Here is a 22563-nt window from a genome sequence, read left to right as displayed (position 1 = left end):
ATCGGCGTAGTTTGCGTCCACGGGATCGCTTTGGGCTCCCCAGTCGTTCCCGAAGAAAATAGGATATTCGTGTGGTCGTGCGGATCACACCCAACTGCGTCAAACCGATCACTATTACTGAGAAATTCCTCCCAAGTTAAATCACCATTGCGCAATTCAATCGGGGGCTCGTCCCCACGGGAAAGCACTATCGCTTTTGGTGCCTTAGCATCGACCACCCTCGCATATAACGGTAACTGTTTTCCAGCACGGCGGATATAATCCTGCGTGAAAATTCCTTTCGCATCTGCAATACGCAAGCGCATCTGGATCTCATCGGGTGCGAAGCTATCCGCGATCGCAATCACGACGCTGCCCGCTTTGATGATACCGAGATAGATTGCAACCGATTCGGGGTGCATCGACATATTTATGGCGATAGGGTCGCCCGGCCGAAAGCCGGCGTTCGCCAAGCCATTCGCAACCCGATTGGTCAGGGCGTTGAGTTCGCCGTAGGTCATCGTCGAAAGTACCGAACCCTCTGACTGAAACACAATCGCGGTGACAGCGCTTGGTGCGTTAAAACAGCTCTCGACGATATTAAGCTGCGCGTCTACGAGCCACTTGGGAAATTCATCTCCTTGAGACAAGTCCACTACTTCGCTAAATTTCTGATGGAATTGAATCCCAAGTCTTTCAATCATCAACCTCCAAAAATCAGTGCGATGGCGTACCGACCATGAATGGAGTGCCTCGTAAGAATCGAGATCTAACTCCCGCATAACCGCCGCAATATTTGTCTTCTCAATTTCATCTTCCGCCGGAAACCAAGCCGGGGCAGCCACTCCCTTCCAGTCGGCAAAAACTGTATTGTGGAGGAGTTGGTGAAGGGCGAACGGGTGATCAGGGGTTAAAACGGTTTGCGAAATTGCCCTCCAACACGCTGCAGCTGGAAGCGACGCGAGTAACGGATTGATGCGCTCTATCAGGCGATCCGATGTGGATTTGTCTAACCCGCATTCGATGAGATTTTCACATGTCAGTTTCTTTGCCGTCACAGGCGGTCTACCTCCCCGTTTACTTGTCCTCTAACGCAGCTAACGCCGCCCTGCCAATCGGGACAATCCCAAATTCTCTGCCTGCCTCCATTAGGGTATCCCAGACATAGGGACCCAACGACTGTGCGCCGATGATGGAAAATGCCGGTAATTTACCGATGTCCCTGCGAATGATTAACTGTGTTGTCTTGGCAAGACTGCTCTGTTTCGCCGTTTCGTTTGGGAACACCGAAGGATGGAAATCCAATCCGCATACCTTACTCAAAAGTTCTTGACTAGCAGGACCAATCACCCGAATCTCCGCTCGTCCGTGTGTTATGTCTGTGACCGTGCCAAACTGTTCAGATGCTTTTAATGTGGTCGTCAACTTTCTCTGTGTGCTAACCTCTCTGCCGGGTGGTGTGCTGATAAAAAAGAGGTCGTTCCGCAAACGATAGATTCCATCGCGTCCTTCGTTGACTTTGAGGGAATCTAGATCAAAGACATCCATCAACACAGATTCTGCTTGATCTCCTTCAAATAACAGTTTCCCATTCGGTGTTTCATCAGCGAGGGCAAGGCTCCCTTGGGCGGCGGCAATTTCCACTTCCGACGTCGTATAAACCTCTGGGATACGCCATCCACGCTGTTCGGTGAAAGTCGCGCCCAAGCGTTGAGCGGTAGAGTGTAAGGGGGTCAATTTGACGGGCGTTTTGGAAGTGCTCACATGCGTAACCTTTCTCCGTCGGGGTCATAAAAGGCACCGTGATGGACACGCGCCTCTGCTAGATGCCCGTCCATACGAATCGTGAAGGAGGCACCGTTCTGAGATGCTATATCTGGCGGCAGCCAACAGAGTCCGATTGACTCCTCAAGGGTCGGACTGAATCGACTGGAGGTGACCCAACCAACAATTTTCAACTGTCCATCTGCTTCGGACTCAACAATCTGTAGCCCTTCATCGGGAACAACATCGGGTTCGACCATTTTGAAGCCTACCAGAAGCTGCTTCAGTCCTTCGGCAGAGATTCGCATCAGGGAAGGTTTTCCCAGAAAGTCAGGCTTATCCAATTTCACCGCCCACGCCATATTGGCAGAGAGCGGGTCAGACATAGCGTCGGTGTCCTGTCCGACGATAATGTGCCCCTTCTCCAATCGCAATATGCGTTGTGCCTCCACGCCAAACGGGGTAATATCAACCTCTTTTCCCGCCTCCATCAGCGCTTCCCAGACGTGCAACGCATAACCGGACGGACAGTGCACTTCATAGGACAACTCACCGGTGAAACCGAGTCGCAACAATTGACACGGTACACCCGCGATCTTGGCGGAACGGATACGCATGTAAGGAAAGGCTCTGTTGGTGAGATTTCGATCTGTCAATTTCTCCAGTACCGCCCGCGATTGGGGACCCGCTAAGTTGAAAGCAGAATAGGTGTCCGTCAGATCAGTTAGGTGTATGCCTTCACCCCATCCCGATTGCAACCACCATTGCAGCCACTCAAAGACCGTTGTTGCACCGGTAGAGGTGGTGGTCATATACCACGTTTCGTCCTGCAGATGTGCGCAGACCCCGTCGTTTAGCACCACACCCTCATCGTTGCACATCGCGCCGTAGCGGACCCGTCCCACACGGAGGTTGTCCCACTGGTTGGTATAGATGCGTTCCAGTAGCTCAGGCACCCCAGGACCGGTAAGCTGCAGTTTTCCCAACGGGCTCACGTCAATAAGGCCGACTCGATTACGTACCCCCAACGCTTCTGCCGCTGGCTTGCCGTAGTGGTTTGGACGCAGCCAAAGCCCCGCGACCATCATCTCTGCGCCGTGGTCGAGGTGCCATTGATGAATCGGAGTCGTCTGTACGGGCTCCATGTTTTGTCCCGCCAAAGCTCCTAGTGTCACCGGCGTGGTGGGCGGTCTCGCAGTGGTGGTGCCGGTCTCCTGCACTGTCCAACCGTTAGCACGGGCACAGAGATGGATGGTGTTCATCGAACACATCGTACCCTGACAGGGTCCCATTGAGATGGTACTGTATCGTTTGAGAAGCTCTATGCTGTTGTAACCTTCCGCAATCGCCGTTTCCACGTCTTCGTCGGTGACATCTTCGCAATAACACACGAATCCCTTCTTTTTGCCGGGCACGCACACCCGATCAGAGCTACGGCGCGGTTCCGGAACACCAGACGACTGTACTGTTAATTCATCGAATTCGCCGAACCCCGTAAAAGCAGCCGCATTCGATCCTGCCTGCTGTGCTTCAGCGATCTGGGAATCAACGGCGTGTGTGCCCGCTGCTCGTCCTACCACATAGATGCCCGGTGGAGTAAACACCGGTACTGTTTCTGCTCGATCTTCATTGTATTCCGATTTTCCGCCCGCCATATACGAAAGTTCAGTAGCAGGTGTCCAACCTATACTCGTCACGATGAGATCGCACTGTAGCGATTGTGCCGTAGCGGGAGAAATTTCGCCTCGTTCGTCGAACCGCGCAATCTGTGCCCCTCTTACTGTGTTTGAACCGAGAGCCTCAAGGATGGTATGCCGATAAAACACCGGAACTCCAGCGCTCGTCAATCCGTCCCGATATGGGCTGGTACAGGTGTTGGGATCACGCTCGTCTACGATCGCTGCTACATTCACCCCCAGTGAGTGAAGGTCGGCGGCTACATCCCATCCATCCTCGTTAGCGGTGACAATCACGACCTGTCTACCGGGCAGGACGCCGAAAAGGTGAAGCAGACGCTGCACAGCACTCCCTAACATAACGCCCGGTAAATCGTTGTTATCAAAAATAAGGGGTGTTTCATAGGCACCGGTTGCCACAACCATTGATTTCGTCCGTATCTTAAACAAACGGGCTTCCTTCACGGCGCAAAGCCAGTTGTCCTGATACCAACCCAGAACACTCGTTTCGGTGAAAACCGTGACATTCGGTTGCCGATTAACTGCTTCTAACAACTCCGGTAAGTCTTTGGACGCTTGCGGGCTTGAGGGAGATTCCAGAGGAACAGTGAAGCGGAGATGCCCTCCGAGGGCTGGATTCTCGTCGAAAAGCAACACCTGGGCACCGGCTTCGGCTGCACTCAATGCCGCACTAATGCCTGCCGGTCCACCACCGACCACGACAACATCGGTATGCAGATATTGCTTGTCAAACTCGCCTAGGGACGTATCGATATCAACCTCGCCCAAACCAGCCGCGTGGCGTAACGTATGTTCGTAGAGGGGCCACAGCTTTTGGGGACGGATGAAAGTCTTATAGTAAAACCCGACCGGCATAAAACGTGATCCCAGTTGCGTCAAGGAAAGCAGATCCCGATTGAGCGAGGGCCAAACGTTCTGCGCTCGGACGTCCATCCCCGCTTCCACAGGTCTGGTACAGGCACGAACATTTGGTTCATCTCCAATCTGCACCAGACAGTTGGGACAGTGCCCGGTGCAACAGAGCAGCCCACGCGGACGATGATACTTAAACGAGCGACTCAAGACTTTAACACCCGCTGCTGTCAGAGCCGAAGCGACAGTATCGCCGGGGTGGGCGGTATACTCTACTCCATCAAAGGTAAATCGAATCGTAGTATTGCGATCAATCACCTCACCTTGCTTCGGCTGAAGTCGATTGAGTGCTGTTGTTAGTTTGTCTTGTTCAGTTCGCATTCATTCTCCGGTTCTACATCTAATAGGAAATAATGAAATTAGCAAAAGCCCTATCACGCATTACGCATTACGTTTTACGTAAAGGTAAGTCTGTATCACCTCATTAGTCCGTGTGTGCCGTTCAGCCAGAAACCATAGACCACAACCGGCGTTATGATGCCACCACTCTGTTTGCGCATCCATGACATTATTGCGCATATAAAGATAGTTTGCCCATTCTGCATCGCTGAGAGCGGAAGGATCTTGGGGACGCGAACCGAGTTCTCCACCAAAGCGGAACTCGCTGACATTTCGATCCCCGCAGTTAGGACAGGTTAAAAGCAACATATTGATCTCCATAAGAAACCGAGTTTTTTCTTGAAAACTCGGTTTCTGTTATAGTGGACCTTAGAATTAATGAGACACTCCAAACCGGTGCGGTTTTCACCCGCACCTACCGGGGGGCGAAAGTGTCTATTTATTTTTAGAATTCACTATAATTGCATCGAGCCAAAGATTTTAACGCAAAGATTTTTTAATATCTTTTCTTTGCGATCCTTGCGACTTTGCGCCCTTGCGTTAAAAATAAAAGCGTTTTATTAGTGCCCCACTGCCGCCGCACCTTTCTCACCAACCAGCTCATTTTCCTCAAAGCGTGATAGACGGAACGGAGCAATGAGGGTTGGGGTCTTACCGGTGGCGATTAACTCTGCCAGAGTTTTGCCGGCGATGGGGGATGCCTTGAATCCGTAGGTGCCCCAACCGACGTCTATCAGAAATCCATTGACAGGTGTGAACCCCATGATTGGGCTGTAGTCGGGAGGCATTTCGCAAATACCAGCCCACTGACGCAGGATACGGACATGACTCAGAGAGGGGAATAGTTCGAGAACATGCCCCGCGATACCCTCGAGGAATGTGAGAGAACCCGCCATCGAATAGGAGGAAAAAGGATCTACGCTTGCCCCCATCACTAACTCTCCCCGATCGGTCTGACTGATATAGACGTGCAGGCTGCCGGAGACAACAACCACATCCAAGAACGGTTTGAGGGGTTCAGTCACACAGGCTTGCAGGGGGATAGTAGTCAGCGGTAGGTTAATTCCTACCATCGCCGTGATTGTCGAAGCCCAACCGGCGGTTGCGTTGAGAACCGTCCCGGTTTTGATGGGACCACGGCTCGTTTCCACACCGGTCACTTTTCCGCGCTTGACCTTGATCCCGGTTACCTCTGTGTTTTGATGAATGTGGACGCCGCGTACGTCCGCTTGGTGAGCATAACCCCAAACGACTGCATCGTGGCGAATGATACCGCCGGGTGGATGGTAGAGTGCCGCCAAAATGGGGTAACGGGGATGGTCAGTTACATCGAGATAGGGACAGAGGCTTTTGATCTCATCGGGCCAAATTAAACGCGAATCAACACCTTCGATCTGGTTGACCTCCGCTCGACGCCGCATGGTATTGACCCCACCATCGGTATGCGCGAGGGTCAGGTGGCCCCGTTGGCTGAACATCACATTAAAATTGAGTTCAGCCGACAGTTTTTCGTAGAGTTTGACGCTCTCATCGTAGAAGCGCACACCTTCTGGGGTGAGATAATTGCTGCGGACAATAGCCGTGTTACGACCGCTGCCGCCCGCACCGATGTAACTCTTTTCTAGCACCGCCACATCAGTGATGCCGTGCTCTTTGGCGAGATAGTAGGCGCAGGCAAGCCCGTGTGCACCTCCGCCGATAATAACGACATCGTAGTAATCTTTCAGTTCATGTGAGCGCCACATTCTCGGCGGCGGTCGATCGCCGTTAAAGGCTTGTCGAATGAGTTGGATTGACATCTGTTTTCCGTAGATAGAATTCTGACAGGACGATATGATCGGTTGGCTTCACTGCAACTCGTCTCGGCTACCTGATATCCCCTTTCCGTGATCGCTCCTGTAACTCATATAGCGACACACTTCTCTCTTTGTAGTAAGGAACAGGGAATTCCTTCATCGTAAAGCGTGCCATCTGTGCCTGATGTCCACGGACCAGTCGTGTGTGTGTTTCGACATGACTCGTCATCTCCCCGTAATAGATGGGGAAAGCATCAGCGGCACGGTAACTGAGAATCAGCGTGCGTCGAGAGCGGTTTGAACAGTTGGTAATTGAGGCGTGTGGGGTCATACAATGCATAAAGACCACGGTGCCAGCCTTGCCTTCAACCAATACCGCCTCTGAGCTATTAACTGCTTCTGTAACTCTACCTTGAAAGTACCCTTCACGCGTATGGGCAAGCAGATCTCCTTCGTGCCGACCGGGCAACATCTGTAGACAACCGTTGTCTGCGTCCGCATCATCGAGGTAAAACAGCACAGCGAGCGAATCTCGATTTGTCATCGGATAGTAGGAGAGGTCTTGATGCCATTCCACAACCGAACCGATTTCGGGCGGTTTCATATTGAGTTTGCTGTAGTGGTACAGGAGATTGGGACCTATCAAGCCCTCCACAGCGTCCAGCAATTTTTCGGACTCCGATAATGTCCTGAACAGCGGGTAATAACTGCACGGCTCGTAAAGCCGACGCACCTTTGTCCCGTCTGGGGGTTGATCCGGCTCCATTTCCATCCGCTTGTCGTCGTGGTTTGCGAGCGTGTTGCCACCGATAATCTTCTCGGTTTCTGCGAGCAACTGAGCAACTTCGTCCGCGGTCAAGAAGCCTGGGCAGACGGTGTATCCGTCCTGATGATATTCGGTTATTTGGGAGTTTTTTAACATTACAACCTCCTGTTCGATGCGAATAGTATGGGGAATCTGTGTCTCGTTTGCGCTCGCTGGGTTTGGCTATCACGCTACATAGTCCACGTAAATCGGGCTGCTCCACGCCATCTCCATGTCCGTCTGGACGACCCGTACCCAGTAAGGATTGATGCCGGGGTTTGGCGATGGGTCGGCAAATGAAAATTTAGCCTCGCCAGCCTCCTGTGGCGTGGGAGCCAATGATACTGTCACCCGCCGATTTAACCCGCCGATTTCCAGCGTCACAGGACCTTTCTTCAGTTCAGTCAAGTTGATATTGACCCCCACTTTCTCCGCCGGGGCGTAGGACATCCGCCTAGGCGCACTGATTCCACTTCCCCCGTAGAGCGGTCCTGCAATCACTGAGGTATTTACCACCAACTCTAGTTCTCCATCATTTTCTCCAGTCAGATCACAGGTCACCGAATACCAGCGCAAGCCATAATCTTCCACGTCGAACACCCGGGAGCGTGGACTGTCGAACCGAATCTTGTCTACGTTTGCAACGCGGCGACCAGCGATCCTCAATTTCCCTTCCCAGATTACCCCTGAATAACTACTTTTGCGACTGGCACCTTCCCAGAGAATACGTACACGGTTGCTGTCTACACTGTAATCCGCGGGGTGACTGTAAATGGGTTCTAGTCCCCGAAATAGTTCTACCGATTCAAACGGTGCCGTGCCAGCGATGAACGCGGAAATCTGCGGTTTTTCCGATGTAGTGAATTCTGCTCCCATTGAGTGTCCTGCCGCTTCGGTGTGCATCAAAATCCGGGCTCCCGTTGTTGCGTAGATGCGTCTATCTTTATACGCCGAAAGTACCTCCGAAATCGTCAATTCGGGCGCATATACAGCTGCCAACCCGGCTTTGGCGTAGCGCCGGTGCTGAAAGCCCGGTGTGTCGTTTCCGGGGCGGCCATTGTGACTATCGCTGCCGCCAAAAAAGCCCATCTTGTTCCACTCGAACGTCCCATGGTCGGACGTGACCTCCACTGCTGGCTCCAATGCAGGATCATGGTAGGTCAAATCCGAGTGTTCACCACCAACGTGAGCGGTAATCACTGCATCCGAATTTCGGAAAGCTTCGTAGACATCTTGGATATGATACAGATCCGTGTCAGCGTCCGATTTGTCTTCCAGCCCTGTGTGGTCGGAGCGCCGAATGGATTGGTCATGTCGCCGGAAATACACGTTGTGATGCCCACCCCGGCTCGTATTGGCTGACCACTCGTAACCGGGCAAAGCCACAAACCGTCCGGGTTGATCGTAGACACGTTCTGCCGCCTGTTGTAACGCCCAGTCCCGCTTGGACAGCACATGATCGTTCCGCTGATAGCCTGCGAAATGGATTGCAGCGACGTCCCGGGCGTACTGGAAGAAGTCTGGAATCTTCTCTGCCATCGCTATCTGCCCGCCGTGAGAATCACCCCAGTAAAGATTGTGGCAAGGCTTGGTTTCTTGGCACAACGTTGGATTACTCTGGGCGGTCAACCCGGCTTTTTCATCGACCACTGTCAGTCGGTGAATTCCCGTTTGTGTAACGGTGCACCCTTCAATCCACTGTACCCCCTTATCTGCTGCGCCAAACGCTAGTCGCTCCGTTGGCACCCTCACATTCCCGGACTGAATCGCTACCGTCCCCCGGTATGCCGAGGCAGGATTTCCCCATGCGTCCTCTGCCCTGATTTGGATCTGGAACTGCTCTCCTGCGAGGACCATTGACGGTCCGGTCACTACCAGTTTTTCCGCTGTTCCACCCACGATAATCAAGTACGGCGGCTCAGGCAACGTCACGATGTTTCCATCACCGGCGGTATCCACATCTACCCAGAAATAGTGTCGTGCCTCCTGAAACGTCTGTGACCGGAAGCCCGGCCCGCCCTCGCTCCGATCGCCATAGGTCACGGCCACCTGCTCTCCCGGTTGAAGTGCTCGACCGTTCACTACCAACGTTACCGAAAGCACGCTCTGTACTAGCACACCTATCCGCGCGGCTTGCGGTGCTTCTATCGTCAGGTAATCTGCGCCTGCCGAATCGTCCATCTGTGGCGTCCCCCGATCCGAATCCGAATCAGTGTAAATCCTTATCCGCCCACCCGGTGCTATCCCCTTTTTGCCTGCGGTATAAGTCAGCGTCCATGTCCTGTAACTACCTGCCACCACCTTATCTCGTGGCTCAAGACGCACTTCACCATACAATTGATGAATGTCTGCATTAGACATATTCAATTGCTCCGAGGCATTCATTGTGAATACCGGATTACTGTCATCGACGAGGACCGCCGCTTGTTCTTCAGCCATTAATTACTCCTTATCAACCCTCGCTGCTAGGAATCTCAATTAGGTAGGGGGACACCATTCTTATATCACAATTTGTTGAGGGCGTCAACAGAAAAGCATTATACATCATATCTTTTTGTGTTCTCCTTTTGGGGCGGATATGCTATTATGTTATTCGGTCAACAACCTCCAATCTAATCATTCAGAGTTAAGGAGTTTCTTTATGTCAGATCAACCAAAAATTGAAGATAGTGGATCTCAAATCAGAATTACCGCGCTACACGCCTTCCCCATGGGCGTCAAAGCCTATGTCAAAATCGAGACCAATATGGGAGTCACCGGTTGGGGCGAAATTAACAACATGGAGAACAATGTTACCTGCCGCCTCGCAGAATCGCTCTCGGAACTCATCATCGGTGAAAACCCAACTCGTATTGAGCATCACTGGCAACGACTGTTTCGCGCCCACCGCAACATCCGCGGTGGCGGATTGATGGTGCATACCATCTCCGCAATTGATATGGCGTTGTGGGACATCGCCGGCAAACTTTGGAATGTTCCCGTCTACCGCTTACTCGGTGGTCCCTGCCGCGACAAAGTCTGGATGTACCCAAGTCCCAAAGCAATTAAAACAGGTCCCGGGGGTTCCAAACCGTTCGCTGGGACGCCTGCGGAGATCGAAGATCTGGTTCAGAAAGTACGAGACGCGCGTGAACAGGTTGGACCCGATGGCGCTGTGATGTTCGATGCCCATAGTTGTCTGCCACCCCCTATCGTCAAACAATTTGCAAGCTATCTAAAAGCCGATGACCTGCTCTTCTTGGAAGAAGCGTGGGTGCCCGGCAACATTGAAGTGATGCGTAAGATCCGCGAATCGGTCCCCGTTCCCCTCGCAACAGGAGAACGCGATCGGACTATCTGGGAGGTGCGTGAAATCCTCGAAGCGCAGGTGATTGACATCCTTCAGCCGGACTGCGGGCACGGCGGCGGCATCAGTCAGATGAAGAAGGTCGCAGCCCTCGCAGAATCCCATCACGTCCCGATTGCACCGCACTGCACAATGTCCCATCTCGGCTTGACCGCCAGCCTACATGTGGCAGCGGCCGTCCCATTTTTCTTGATTCACGAGGGCTACAAGGGTGTCTTGCCAGAGAGCGGAAGGCTACGTGTCGCTGCCAGAAGGTCCCGGTTTGGGCGTTGAGGTTGATGAGGCGTCGGTAATTGAGACCGGAAAAGACGCGGAGCGTAGGTTCACTTGGCCCGACAGTCGATTGAAGGATGGCTCAGTCGCAGATTATTAGAGTCCAAGTTGCTATTTGTCAAATCCGCTCGGCTTGGATAGACATATCCAAGCCCTATTGTAGGTCGATTTTCCAAAATCGACATGCTGCTTATACAGATTGTCCGATCATTATAATGTTTTCCAAATTCATGACAGTAAAATGTCAACACGCCCTAGCTATCGAGCCTCCATCGGTTTGCTGTTAAATCTGAAGAGGTCTGCCTTTTGCTCCAGAGGAGCAATATGTCTATAGTAGGGCGATATATTCAATCCCTGCGCTCCAGAGGAGCGCGATGTGTATAACAGAGTTTTATCTTGGTTCTCGCTTTCATTATTTGCCCTAGCAGAGCGATGGGTGGAAACTTGCGGTATCAGATGTAGCAGAATTCTGATTGATTTGCTATGAGGAGAGATACGTTATGAAAATCACTTCTGTTGAAAGCTTTCGTGTTGCAGTCCCGATATCTGAGGAGGAACGGCAGAAGAGATACTACAATTCTTCGGCGATTACGCGAATCCATACCGATGAAGGGATCATAGGTTACGGATTCGAGGCGGTGGATGTCGATGCTGTCAGCCAGCTCTTGGTGGGCGAGGATCCGTTTCAGATTGAACAACACCTCGAAGCCGGTTTGAATAAGTGGTTTGGCGCAGAAAATGCGTTGTGGGACATCGTAGGTAAAGCCGCAGGTCTCCCCCTGCACAAGCTAATGGGCTCCTATCGCGATGAGATTCCTCTATACCTCACCTGTGTGTGGCCCGGGGCAGCGGATCAGACCGACGTAACGCCACAACAACAGGCTGAAGATGTATTACGATATTCAGAACAGGGGTGGAAAGCTGTCAAAATTCGCATCTTCCGACCGGATCTGATGGAGGATGTCGAAGCAATCCGGTTAATCCGTGAACGGATTGGCGGACCCGATAAAATGGAAGTGATGGTAGACAGAACAGGGCAATACTCAGGTTCCACTTGGGATTACGATACCGCCCTTCGTGCGGCCAGAGCATTGGAAGAAGTTGATACCACTTGGTTGGAAGAACCGTTCACTCGCGGCGACATACACCTCCACGCGCGGCTGCGAGCAGAAACGGATATCGCCATCACCGGTGGAGAGCATCAACCAGAAGAAGTGTATCGCGGGTATGTTCAGGGCGAAGCCTTTGATATTGTGCAACCCCATTGTGCCAATCTGATTACCACACTAAAAAAGGTGGCAAGTATGTCTGAGTTGTTCGGCATGGAATGTATCTTTCACGGCTCACACGGCATGGATCTAATCTATTCACTGCAAGTTGCTGCGACCATCCGCACATGCCGGATGCAAGAGTTAGTCTATACAACCCCGCCAATCCGCCCTGAGGAGGCTTGGTCTCCTTTGAACAAGCTGGTCAAAGGAGACGCGCTGTACACGGTCCGGGATTGGGAATAGAACTTGATGAGGAAGCGATTGAGCGATATCGGATTGAAACCTAGTAGACATGAGGGAAATAACGCTTTTTGGCTCATGTTAAGAAATGGTGCAACAGAAGCCGTAGGGAACAACGATCGCTGTTCCTTGCTACTAGTTCATTAATGAATCAATGAACTAGCAGTTTTCACGTTTTACGCATCACGTTTTACGTTGCACATTCAGACGGGCACCGGAACAACAAATAGCAACCTACGCCCTAATACTGTAGAGGAGGATATACACGATGAATCGTTTCGGCTTTGATGTTTCAGGTCAACCGATTGAGGACTTGATTCGCTGGGCATCCGAAAATGGTTTTCGGTACATTGATTTTCAAGCAGACCTACCCCCGAATGACATTACCTCATTCGACGCCGCGCGTGTTCGGGGAGTGCGAGACCTCTGCGAACGGCATGATATTGCCATTGGCATCCATCCATCGTCCGCTATAAATAACGCCGAGTATGTACCGATCATGGCGGAAGCGGTGGACGAATACCTGTTCTCTAATCTCGACTTGGCTGCCCGACTCGGCTGCGGTTGGCTTGTGGGACATGGAGGGTATCATTTTGGTGATGTCCCACAACGACGGGAAGTGGCGGTTGAACGGATGAAGCGATTGGTAGACAGAGCAGAACGAGTAGACGTCCCCATCTTCTTCGAGAACCACAACAAAGAACCCGACTATGCCGAAATCCACTACATCCCGCACAACGTCGAAGAGACGCACTGGTTCTTTGATGCGATTCAATCGCCACACTTTCAGTGGGCATTCAATGTCGCCCACGGCCATCTTGTGCCCGAAGGCTGGGAGGGGTTCCTTGATGCGTTTGGCGTAGAGAATATTGGTCAAGTGCGCCTCAATGACAACACCGGCGATTATGAGGTCCATCTCGTCCCCGGTGAGGGCACTATTGACTTTGACGCGCTGTTTGCACGGTTGAAAGCGGACGGCTATTCCGGCTGGTTCAGTCTCGGTTTTGGCAACGATGCGGATAAAGTACGGGTGCGGGATTGGTTCGCCACTTTGGTATGACGGAATCACCTTTTCATTTGCCCCTTTCTCTTACGCTCATATATTCGTTCTCTGCACTTTACTTTTGATATGAGCGTCTTTGTTATTTGCGAAGATTCGCGTTAATTCGCGGATGCTTTAATACCTTTGCACCTGCTTTTTACATGAACCTTCTCTTAATTTTTTTCTTGACTGCTAAATGGTAGCAAGCCCAATGCTTTAGCGTTGGGGCCAACCCCTTTAATTTTGTTTGCTTTTCTCAATCAAAATATGGTATATTTGATACATCGCCTTGTGGGAGAATGCTATCGCCACTGCTAAGTGGTGTCTCCCACACTCCTATAGCATGGAGAGTAAAAGGCGTATTGGGCGATAACCAAGCCCTTAAATCAATACTCGCTGCGGGACACGCAGAGAGTCTAAACGCCCGTGGAGAGACGGTAAGACTCTACCTTTCAGAGCGTGTCCCGCCGAAGCAGGAATACAGCGTCCCTAATGGGAGTCAGTCTGTCGAAAGAATCCCAAGTATTTATGCTTGGGAGTGGTCAGTGCTAACATTTAGCCGTATTGCATCTGAACGAATAATGGTCGGGGCGTAGCGCAGCCCGGAAGCGCGCTTGAATGGGGTTCAAGAGGTCGCTGGTTCAAATCCAGTCGCCCCGATTTTTGTGTAGAGAGGTCGTAGTGGATAACGCTAGTATTAATGTGGGGCTTCTTGGTTGGGGCACAGTTGGCACAGGTGTGTCCAAGATTTTGCTCAACCAGAATAATCTGATTGAACAAAACGCCGGAATCCAATTACGTTTAATCAAAATTGCGAAGCGGACGCTACCCGCATCTCGCCCCGGGGTTGAATTGGGTGCGGAGTGTTTGACGACAAATCCCGCCGAGATTGTCGAGAATCCTGAGATCGATATAGTTGTAGAGTTAATGGGCGGGACCGATGAAGCGCGGTCCTTGGTCACTCAAGCCATCCGCAATGGCAAGCACGTTGTCACAGCGAACAAAGCGCTGTTAGCAGCGCATGGATTTGAGCTCTTTCAACTTGCTGATAAGCATAATGTCAGTCTGAATTTCGAGGCGAGCGCCGCAGGGGGCATCCCAATAATCAAAACTCTACGGGAGAGTTTCGCTGCGAACCGTATCCATTCAATTTACGGTATCATCAACGGCACCTGCAACTACATCTTGACGGAGATGCACGAAAACGAAGTTGATTTTGACGAAGTGCTGAAAGATGCCCAAGCCAAAGGGTATGCTGAGGCAGATCCGATATTTGATGTTGAAGGGATTGATGCCGCACATAAGTTGACCCTCCTCACTTCTCTCGCTTACGGCTTTGCCATGCCGATGGATGGGGTTTACACGGAAGGTATCACACATATCACGCCCAATGAGATTCAGTACGCTCGTGAACTCGGATACGTGATCAAACTCCTTGCTATCGCGAAACTGAATCAGGACCGGGTTGAAACGCGTGTCCATCCGACATTGGTGCCCGTGCGCAGTATGCTCGCAAATGTTGGTGGTGCATTCAATACGGTCTGTGTCATTGGCGATGCCGTTGGTCCAACCCTGTTCTACGGACAAGGTGCCGGCGAAATGCCGACAGCGAGCGCTGTTGTTGCGGATATTATCGATGCGGCAAAATCGATTAGCGGTAGGGTGAGATCTCAAGTCCCGCGCGGTTGGCTTTCCGGATCACAAGCCAACATAGCCCTCTGTCCCATTGATGATGTTGAAACCCGTTACTACGTCCGTCTCGTTGTCTTGGATCAGCCGGGGGTGTTAGCGCAGATTAGCAATATCCTTGGGGAACACCGTATCAGCATCGCATCTGTCATCCAGAAGGAACGGCATGAAATTGATGATACTGCCTCAATTGTGATCGTAACGCACAAGGCTGTTGAGAAAAACATGCAGATGGCAATTCGAGAGATTGATACACTTGGTGTTGTCAAGGGGACAAGCCGACTGATCCGCATTGAAGAGGAAGTTGCCTTTTAAGGAAATCGCAGCGAATGGTCTGGAACGGTGTCATTCATCACTACCGTGCATATCTACCGGTTACATTAGAAACCCCAATTATTACGCTCAAGGAAGGGAATACCCCCCTCGTTGAGGCGACAAACTTAAATGAGGCAATTGGTAACGACCTGCGCCTCTACCTGAAATGCGAAGGACTAAATCCGACGAGCTCCTTCAAAGATCGGGGCATGACCGTTGCTATCTCCAAATCCGTTGAGGATGGTGCTCAAGCAGTAATGTGTGCCTCAACTGGCAACACGTCGGCGTCTGCTGCTGCCTACGCTGCCAAAGCGAAACTGAAATGTATTGTACTCGTTCCGAAGGGGGAAATCGCCCTTGGGAAATTGGCACAGGCGTTGATGCACGATGCAAAAGTCCTTGCGGTTGATGGAAATTTCGACAAAGCGCTTCAGCTTGTGCGAGACGTTACCGAAAAGCACCCAATTCATCTGGTAAATTCGCTTAACCCCTATCGCATTGAAGGACAGAAGACAGGTGCCTTTGAGGTCATTGACCATCTTGGCTTTGTGCCTGATTATCAAGCGATGCCTGTTGGTAATGCTGGGAATATTACCGCATACTGGAAGGGGTATAAAGAGTATTACGACTGCGGCAAGGCAGAGAGTCTTCCCAAAATGCTTGGCTTTCAGGCGGCCCAAGCGGCACCGATAGTCTTAGGGCATGCTATTGAGGAACCGCAGACAGTTGCGAGTGCAATTAGGATAGGAAATCCTGCAAGTTGGCGGACTGCGGAGGAAGCGCGGGACGAATCGAAAGGGTTAATCGGTTACGTGTCGGATGACGAAATCTTGCAAGCCTATCAGATGCTCGCAAAATTAGAGGGGTTGTTTGTTGAACCTGCTTCCGCAGCTTCCGTTGCTGGCGTCATCAAATTGAATCAGAGCGGATATTTCAAGCTGAGCTCAACAATCGTTTGCAGCCTGACCGGACATGGCTTGAAGGATCCGGACACCGCGCTAGGAGAAATCGGGGGTGAGCCGATCACAGTGTCTGCGAGCGAAGATGCAATCCTGAAGTATGTTTATGAGGTGTGAGCAACATGAAACACATATGCGAGCGATATAGATCGGGGCAGATTTTTATATCCGTCCGCGCGCATTTTTTGACACAAACTTGACATATTAGGATGATAACCCCCTTCCGAGAAAGGGGCCGTTTACATGAAAACAACTGTAGTTGTACTAATTCTGTTAGCCCTATTTTCACTCAACACCCTCGCCCAAGATTACACGCGATGGGGTTTGCCTGAAGGTGCTACAGCACGTCTCGGTAAAGGGAGGATATCTGGTAATATCGCGTATTCTCCCGATGGTACGCGGCTCGCGGTGGTGAGTAATATCGGTATTTGGCTCTACGATACCGCCACCGGTCAGGAGGTCGCCCTGTTGACCACGGATTGGGTCAGGAGCGTATCGTTCAGTCCCGATGAAAACACACTCGCCAGTGGGAGTTTGGACAATACAGTGCGGCTGTGGGATGTCAACACAGGGATGCACATACGCACCCTCACCGGGCATACGGATTGGGTCAGGAGCGTATCGTTCAGTCCCGATGGAAACACACTCGCCAGTGGGAGTGACGACAATACGGTGCGACTGTGGGATGTCAACACGGGCGCGCATACCCGCACCTTCACCGGGCATACGGATTGGGTCTATAGCGTGGCGTTCAGTCCGGATGGAAGCACCCTTGCCAGTGGGAGTGACGACAATACGGTGCGACTGTGGGATGTCAACACAGGGATGCACATACGCACCCTCACCGGGCATACGTTTGTGGTCAGTACCGTATCGTTCAGTCCGGATGGAAACACACTCGCCAGTGGGAGTTTGGACGATACAGCGCGGCTGTGGGATGTCAACACAGGGATGCACATACGCACCCTCACCGGGCATATGGATTGGGTCAGGAGCGTATCGTTCAGTCCGGATGGAAGCACCCTTGCCAGTGGGAGTGACGACGCAACGGTGCGGCTGTGGGATGTCAACACAGGGATGCACATACGCACCTTCACCGGGCATACGGATTGGGTCAGGAGCGTATCGTTTAGTCCCGATGGGAGGACCCTTGCTAGTGGGAGTCGCGACGGCACGGTCCTCCTGTGGGAGCTCACACCGTCCACCCTTGCAGAAGAATATCTCTGGTCGATACCAGCAGGCATCAGCTTGATTCACATCCCCCTGAAGGTGACTGCCGTTGACGGCGGGGCACAGACTTTCACATCTATTGCTACCCTCTACGACGCCCTCGGGGGCGCAGATACCGTCAACCTCCTTATCGCTCATGACCAAAAAACTGGGGGTTGGCTCGCCTATTTCGACACCGCGGACAAAGGCACGTCCAGGGACAAAGTGTTGACCGATGAGATCGGTATCGTTGCCATTATGACCCAAGCCGTGACCCTTCGTCTAAGTGGCAACGCGCTGGGTACAAACGGAAATAGCACCATTACCTTGAACCGGGGCACCAACCTAGTGGGTGTGCCATTGAAAGATTCAAGGATAGCCCGGGTGAGTGACCTGTTCGCACTCGATGGGATTCGGGACAACGTCCCTGTGATTATCGTTTCAGATAACGGGGCGTTCAAGACAGTCGGGCGGGCAGGCGATCCCGGCGATATCCCCATCACGGGGGGACAATCCTTTATCCTAATCGCTCGGGAGGCTGCGACAATGGCTATCTCCGGTGAGGGATGGACTAACGTCTCAGGAACGGATGCCGCTCCGCCGATGGCAAGCACGGGTGTTGAAGTGGGGGATACGACTCCTGTTTTGGCGGTGAGAGGGTCAATCGTTTCACCCGACCCCAGCCGTAGGTGGGGCATCTTGTCCCACCACCTACAGTCGGGGTCGGGTTTCCAGGTGACCGTCAAGAACCTTTCAACTCCGATCAAAGACCGAGAGTCTACGACTGGCAGAGCGGTTACCGGTATGACCGGAAATGAAGGGGTTGGCTATCAACTCACCGTTGTTGACATAGAGACGGGACAGGCGGCTATGATTGGGGATATCCTCGAAATCTCTGTGCAATCCTCAGAGCCGTTTGTCGGGGTTCAGCCATTATGGTATACCGTAATGGCTGAAGATGTGAAGCGGAGCTGGATTCAGTTGCCTGCATTAGTTGCCTACGAGATACCGGTAGAGACGGCGTTGTTGCGAAACTATCCGAATCCGTTCAACCCAGAGACATGGATACCGTACCGGTTGGCGGAGGATGCCTTCGTCACGTTGACCATCTATGACGGAGGAGGTCGAGTGGTCCGTAGGCTCGACGTTGGGCATCGGATTGCGGCGGTCTACGAGAGTCGGTCAAAGGCGGTCTATTGGGATGGGAGAAACGAGTTGGGTGAGCCGGTGGCAAGCGGTGTGTATTTCTATCACCTGTCCGCCGGGGATTATACTGCCACGAGACGGATGGTAATCGCCAAGTAGCCCGGCTCGGCTTGGCTTGCAGATGGTGGACAATAGCAGTAAGTCATGGTGTGCAAGGATGGGTTAAATCAAACGCAAAGGCGCGGGGACCCAAAGAAGATGAAAACGGGAAAACAGGACAAAGGCTTCTGCGCGTTTTCCGCTTTTTTTCTCTGCGTCATGGCGTCCCTCGATAGATCGGGATGCAAGCACTTGCGTTAGATTCTCTTCCATTCTTCCAATATCACGTTTCACGCATCACGTCTCGGTTTCTGTTGCACGATTTCTTAACATAAGCCAAGAGGTTAATAAGTGTGGGAATCATTGTCCAAAAATTTGGTGGGAGCTCAGTCGCGGATGCTACAAAGATCAAAAATGTTGCCAAGCGAATCGCACTGACACATGAGGGTGGACACGCTGTTGTTGTCGCCGTGTCTGCGATGGGAGATACGACTGATAATCTGATTCGACTTGCCCACGAGATCTCTGTAGATCCCCCTGAACGGGAACTTGACATGCTGCTGTCCACCGGTGAACAGGTTTCAATTGCCTTGTTGGCGATGGCGGTTTCAGAACTTGGATACGAAGCAATCTCCCTCACAGGGACGCAGGTCGGCATCATCACCAGCGGCTTCTATAGCAATGCCCGAATTCAGAGCATCAACAAAGGGCGCATCCTATCGGAACTTGAGCGTGGAAGGATTGTTATACTAGCGGGTTTTCAGGGGGTAACCATTGATAACGAGATTACGACCCTCGGACGAGGTGCCTCCGATACCACTGCTGTTGCCATTGCCGCAACGTTAGAGGCTGATCGTTGTGATATTTATACGGATGTAGAAGGCGTTTACACAGCAGACCCACGTGTCGTTCCAAATGCCCGTAAGCACGACCAGATTACTCATGATGAAATGCTTGAGATGGCGAGACTTGGTGCAAGGGTCTTGCACTCTCGATGTGTAGAGCTTGCGAAGAAATTTAGTGTTCATCTTTGCGTCCGCTCTAGCTTCAGCGAAGCCGAAGGCACAATGGTGGTAAAGGAAGACGAGATGATAGAAGAAGTTGTTGTCAGTGCGGTGACCTCTGATAAAGACCAAGCAAAGGTATCGCTGCTCGGTGTGCCGGACATACCGGGGATCGCGGCGCGTATTTTTCAGGCAGTTGCTGATGCCCACATCAGTATTGATATGGTTATACAGCCGACATAGCGTTTACAGTTACTGAGAAGGACCTGCAAGCAACAATTAAAATCATCGAAGGACTCAAAAGCGAAGTGGGTTTCGCCAGCGTTAGCCCAGACAAAAACATTGCGCAGGTGTCGTTAGTCGGAATTGGGATGAAGAGTCATGTGGGTATCGCTGCCCGAATGTTCCAAGCTCTCGCTGATGCAAATATCAATATTCAGATGATTAGTTCTTCAGAAATCACAATTTCTTGTGTGATTGATGAGAGTGAAACGGAACGTGCTGTGCGTACAATTCACGATCGATTTGAACTCGGGGGCACTTCTTTGTGAAAACGCTCGAATTCATTGTTAGAGAAATTTCTGACAGCCAAATCACACGCCGTGAAGTTTGGGTGCCTTCGGCGGAAATTGATTTAGCGCTAGAAGAAGCACATTTTGTTGCAGATATTCACGGACATCTCGAACTCTCACGCCGCGTGGAAGATGTTTATGTGAAAGGGAGTTTTTCAGCATCGGTTGAGGTCGAGTGTCGTTGCTGTGTTGAGCCGTTTGCAACGACTGTTTCGGGGGATATCGAAGCCCAATTTTATCCAACCGATGTGGCTACGCCTTCTGAGCCATGGCATGCGGATACCGGCGAGCGGTATTATTTGGGAGATACAATCGATTTATCGGAGGAGGTCCGGCAAAGCCTCATGCTCGAAATTCCGAACTGGCCTCTCTGCTCGGAGGAATGTAAGGGACTCTGCCCGCAATGTGGAGAAAATCGAAATGTTGTTGACTGTGGTTGTCAGATCTCTGAAGAGAGTTCCTCGCCATTTGCTGCTTTGGCGGATTTGCTAGATCAGTCTGACCGTGCGCTTGAAAACTGATTTGTCTGATGCTAAAATAACGCAAATTGCTAGTAGTAAGCATCTGCTTTGAATCCCGATTCATCGGGGCAAAGTATGCTGTAACCCCCTAAGAGTTCATTAGTTTGTTATTTGCACCAAGGCATCCATAATGAACTTCTTACGCATTACGCATCACGATTCAGAAAGGCATCGAAACAACAAGCAGCAACTTGCGTCAAAATACAAAATTCATGCGATAATAAGGAGATAACCTATGGCACATCCAAAACGTCGAACCTCAAAATCAAAAAAACGAATGCGAAGAAGCCACCATGCACTTGGGGAAAAATTTGTTTCAACATGTCCCCACTGTTCAGAAACAATCCTATCTCATCGTGTTTGTCCGAGCTGTGGATACTATAACGGGCGGGTTGTGGTGAAAACGGCTGAAGAAGCTTAAGCCTATACTATAATCAGCTTCAACTGTGGGATTAAATAACGGCTGAAACCAAAAAGGACGCTATCATAATGGCTCGACATACAGCAATTACCGGGACGGGTTCATACCTGCCGGAGGGAGTTTTAACAAACCTTGACCTAGAAAAACTGGTCGATACTAGCGATGAATGGATTCGACAGCGAACTGGCATTGTAGAGCGACGCATTGCGGAACCTGATATGGCAACCTCGGATTTATGTGTTCGAGCTAGTCGCCAAGCTATTAAAGCCGCCGATATTGATCCGCTTGACGTTGAGATGGTCATTGTTGGTACTGCGACCCCTGATACATTTTTTCCTTCAACTGCATGTTATGTGCAGCAAGGCATCGGTGCTAAAAACGCTTGTGCCTTTGATCTCTCGGCAGCTTGTGCAGGGTTTATCTATGGACTTGACCTTGCTGACGGTATGATTCGGTCCGGACGTTATCAAACGATTCTAGTTGTCGGTGGAGAGGTTTTTAATAAAATTCTCGATTGGGAAGACCGGAATACCTGTGTTTTGTTCGGAGATGCGGCAGGTGCTGCAATCGTGCAGGGAACAGATGAGGAAAAAGGAATTCTGGCATCTTATATCGGATCTGATGGCGATTATGCCGATACAGATCTGTTAGGGATGCCCGCAGGCGGTACACGCCTTCCGGCAAGCCATGAGACCATTGATGACAGAATGCATTCGATCAAGATGCGTGGACGAGAGGTGTTCAAGCTGGGTACCCGTATTATGCCAGAAGCCGCTCAACGGGCGTTGGACATGGCAGGACTGACTGTTGATGATATAGATCTACTTATCCCGCATCAGGCGAATATCCGCATCATCGAAGCCGTGGGAGAGCGGATTGGGATTGACCCAGAAAAAGTGTATATCAATGTTGACAAGTACGGAAACACCTCTGCCGCCACTACAATCGTTGCGCTTGACGAAGCCCTCCGGTCCGGACGGGTTAAACCGGATGACTTAGTATTACTAGTTACATTTGGTGCCGGCCTGACATGGGGAAGCACTCTGATTAAGATCTAGGCTCATATAAAAAGAAAGTGCGAAGCAGTAGGAGAAACCGAGTTTTTTCTTGAAAACTCGGTTTCTGTTGTACGATTTCTTAACATGAGCGAAAATCTAAACAAAC

At 51.3% G+C, this 22563-nt stretch carries 17 protein-coding genes, 1 tRNA gene and 2 pseudogenes; 13 read left to right on the top strand and 7 right to left on the bottom strand.

All coding sequences use genetic code 11. The features are described from left to right. The 7 genes from J4G02_15040 to J4G02_15010 form a co-directional block, all read right to left on the bottom strand. Positions 1-1037 (bottom strand): AMP-binding protein (locus J4G02_15040; protein MCE2395883.1); only part of this gene is annotated, 1037 nt, incomplete at its 3' end. 19 nt (positions 1038-1056) lie between these two features. After that, complete coding sequence (locus tag J4G02_15035) at positions 1057-1743, bottom strand: aminomethyltransferase family protein (GenBank protein MCE2395882.1); 687 nt, start codon at positions 1741-1743, stop codon at positions 1057-1059. Then, complete coding sequence (locus J4G02_15030) at positions 1740-4673, bottom strand: (2Fe-2S)-binding protein (protein MCE2395881.1); 2934 nt, start codon at positions 4671-4673, stop codon at positions 1740-1742. Before J4G02_15030 ends, J4G02_15035 begins: the two co-directional genes overlap by 4 nt. Positions 4674-4733: 60 nt before the next feature. Then, positions 4734-5000: a sarcosine oxidase subunit delta gene (locus tag J4G02_15025; protein ID MCE2395880.1), complete on the bottom strand. Its 267-nt coding sequence runs from the start codon at positions 4998-5000 to the stop codon at positions 4734-4736. A gap of 251 nt (positions 5001-5251) precedes the next feature. Then, the gene (locus tag J4G02_15020) at positions 5252-6490 is read right to left on the bottom strand and encodes an FAD-dependent oxidoreductase (GenBank protein MCE2395879.1); all 1239 of its coding nucleotides are present in this window, start codon (positions 6488-6490) and stop codon (positions 5252-5254) included. A gap of 67 nt (positions 6491-6557) precedes the next feature. Further along, complete coding sequence (locus tag J4G02_15015; GenBank protein MCE2395878.1) at positions 6558-7409, bottom strand: phytanoyl-CoA dioxygenase family protein; 852 nt, start codon at positions 7407-7409, stop codon at positions 6558-6560. A 69-nt stretch (positions 7410-7478) separates the two neighbouring features. Then, positions 7479-9731: a DUF3604 domain-containing protein gene (locus J4G02_15010; GenBank protein ID MCE2395877.1), complete on the bottom strand. Its 2253-nt coding sequence runs from the start codon at positions 9729-9731 to the stop codon at positions 7479-7481. A 202-nt stretch (positions 9732-9933) separates the two neighbouring features. On the opposite strand from J4G02_15010, the gene J4G02_15005 reads away from it, so the two are divergent. From J4G02_15005 to J4G02_14945, 13 genes and pseudogenes are all read left to right on the top strand, one after another. Next, positions 9934-10911, top strand: a complete 978-nt coding sequence (locus J4G02_15005) for a mandelate racemase/muconate lactonizing enzyme family protein (GenBank protein MCE2395876.1) — start codon at positions 9934-9936, stop codon at positions 10909-10911. A gap of 500 nt (positions 10912-11411) precedes the next feature. Continuing rightward, positions 11412-12425, top strand: a complete 1014-nt coding sequence (locus J4G02_15000; GenBank protein ID MCE2395875.1) for a mandelate racemase/muconate lactonizing enzyme family protein — start codon at positions 11412-11414, stop codon at positions 12423-12425. A gap of 265 nt (positions 12426-12690) precedes the next feature. Further along, positions 12691-13482: a sugar phosphate isomerase/epimerase gene (locus tag J4G02_14995; protein ID MCE2395874.1), complete on the top strand. Its 792-nt coding sequence runs from the start codon at positions 12691-12693 to the stop codon at positions 13480-13482. Between the two features lie 344 nt (positions 13483-13826). Next, positions 13827-14060, top strand: a complete 234-nt coding sequence (locus J4G02_14990; GenBank protein MCE2395873.1) for a hypothetical protein — start codon at positions 13827-13829, stop codon at positions 14058-14060. Next, a tRNA-Pro gene (locus tag J4G02_14985) sits at positions 14051-14124 on the top strand. Before J4G02_14990 ends, J4G02_14985 begins: the two co-directional genes overlap by 10 nt. Further along, complete coding sequence (locus J4G02_14980; GenBank protein ID MCE2395872.1) at positions 14083-15468, top strand: homoserine dehydrogenase; 1386 nt, start codon at positions 14083-14085, stop codon at positions 15466-15468. Before J4G02_14985 ends, J4G02_14980 begins: the two co-directional genes overlap by 42 nt. 14 nt (positions 15469-15482) lie before the next feature. Further along, on the top strand, positions 15483-16544 hold the full coding sequence (locus J4G02_14975; GenBank protein ID MCE2395871.1) for a threonine synthase: 1062 nt from the start codon (positions 15483-15485) through the stop codon (positions 16542-16544). A 126-nt stretch (positions 16545-16670) separates the two neighbouring features. Beyond that, a pseudogene (locus J4G02_14970) lies at positions 16671-17621 on the top strand (WD40 repeat domain-containing protein). Between the two features lie 273 nt (positions 17622-17894). Next, positions 17895-18941 carry a T9SS type A sorting domain-containing protein gene (locus tag J4G02_14965; protein ID MCE2395870.1) on the top strand — a complete coding sequence of 349 codons (1047 nt, stop codon included), beginning with the start codon at positions 17895-17897 and terminating at the stop codon, positions 18939-18941. A gap of 293 nt (positions 18942-19234) precedes the next feature. Next, a pseudogene (locus tag J4G02_14960) lies at positions 19235-20436 on the top strand (aspartate kinase). After that, positions 20433-20978, top strand: a complete 546-nt coding sequence (locus J4G02_14955) for a DUF177 domain-containing protein (GenBank protein MCE2395869.1) — start codon at positions 20433-20435, stop codon at positions 20976-20978. The pseudogene J4G02_14960 and the gene J4G02_14955 overlap by 4 nt, the downstream one beginning before the upstream one ends. Positions 20979-21213: 235 nt before the next feature. Then, positions 21214-21399, top strand: a complete 186-nt coding sequence (gene rpmF, locus J4G02_14950) for a 50S ribosomal protein L32 (GenBank protein ID MCE2395868.1) — start codon at positions 21214-21216, stop codon at positions 21397-21399. Positions 21400-21467: 68 nt separating this feature from the next. Beyond that, positions 21468-22457 (top strand): ketoacyl-ACP synthase III, encoded by a 990-nt coding sequence (locus J4G02_14945; protein MCE2395867.1) that lies wholly within the window; start codon positions 21468-21470, stop codon positions 22455-22457. The last annotated feature ends 106 nt before the right edge of the window (positions 22458-22563 follow it).

The sequence above is a fragment of the Candidatus Poribacteria bacterium genome, assembly GCA_021295755.1.
GTDB lineage: Bacteria > Poribacteria > WGA-4E > WGA-4E > PCPOR2b > PCPOR2b.
Note: the sequence above shows the minus strand (reverse complement) of the source record. Positions and strands in the feature narration are given on the sequence as shown.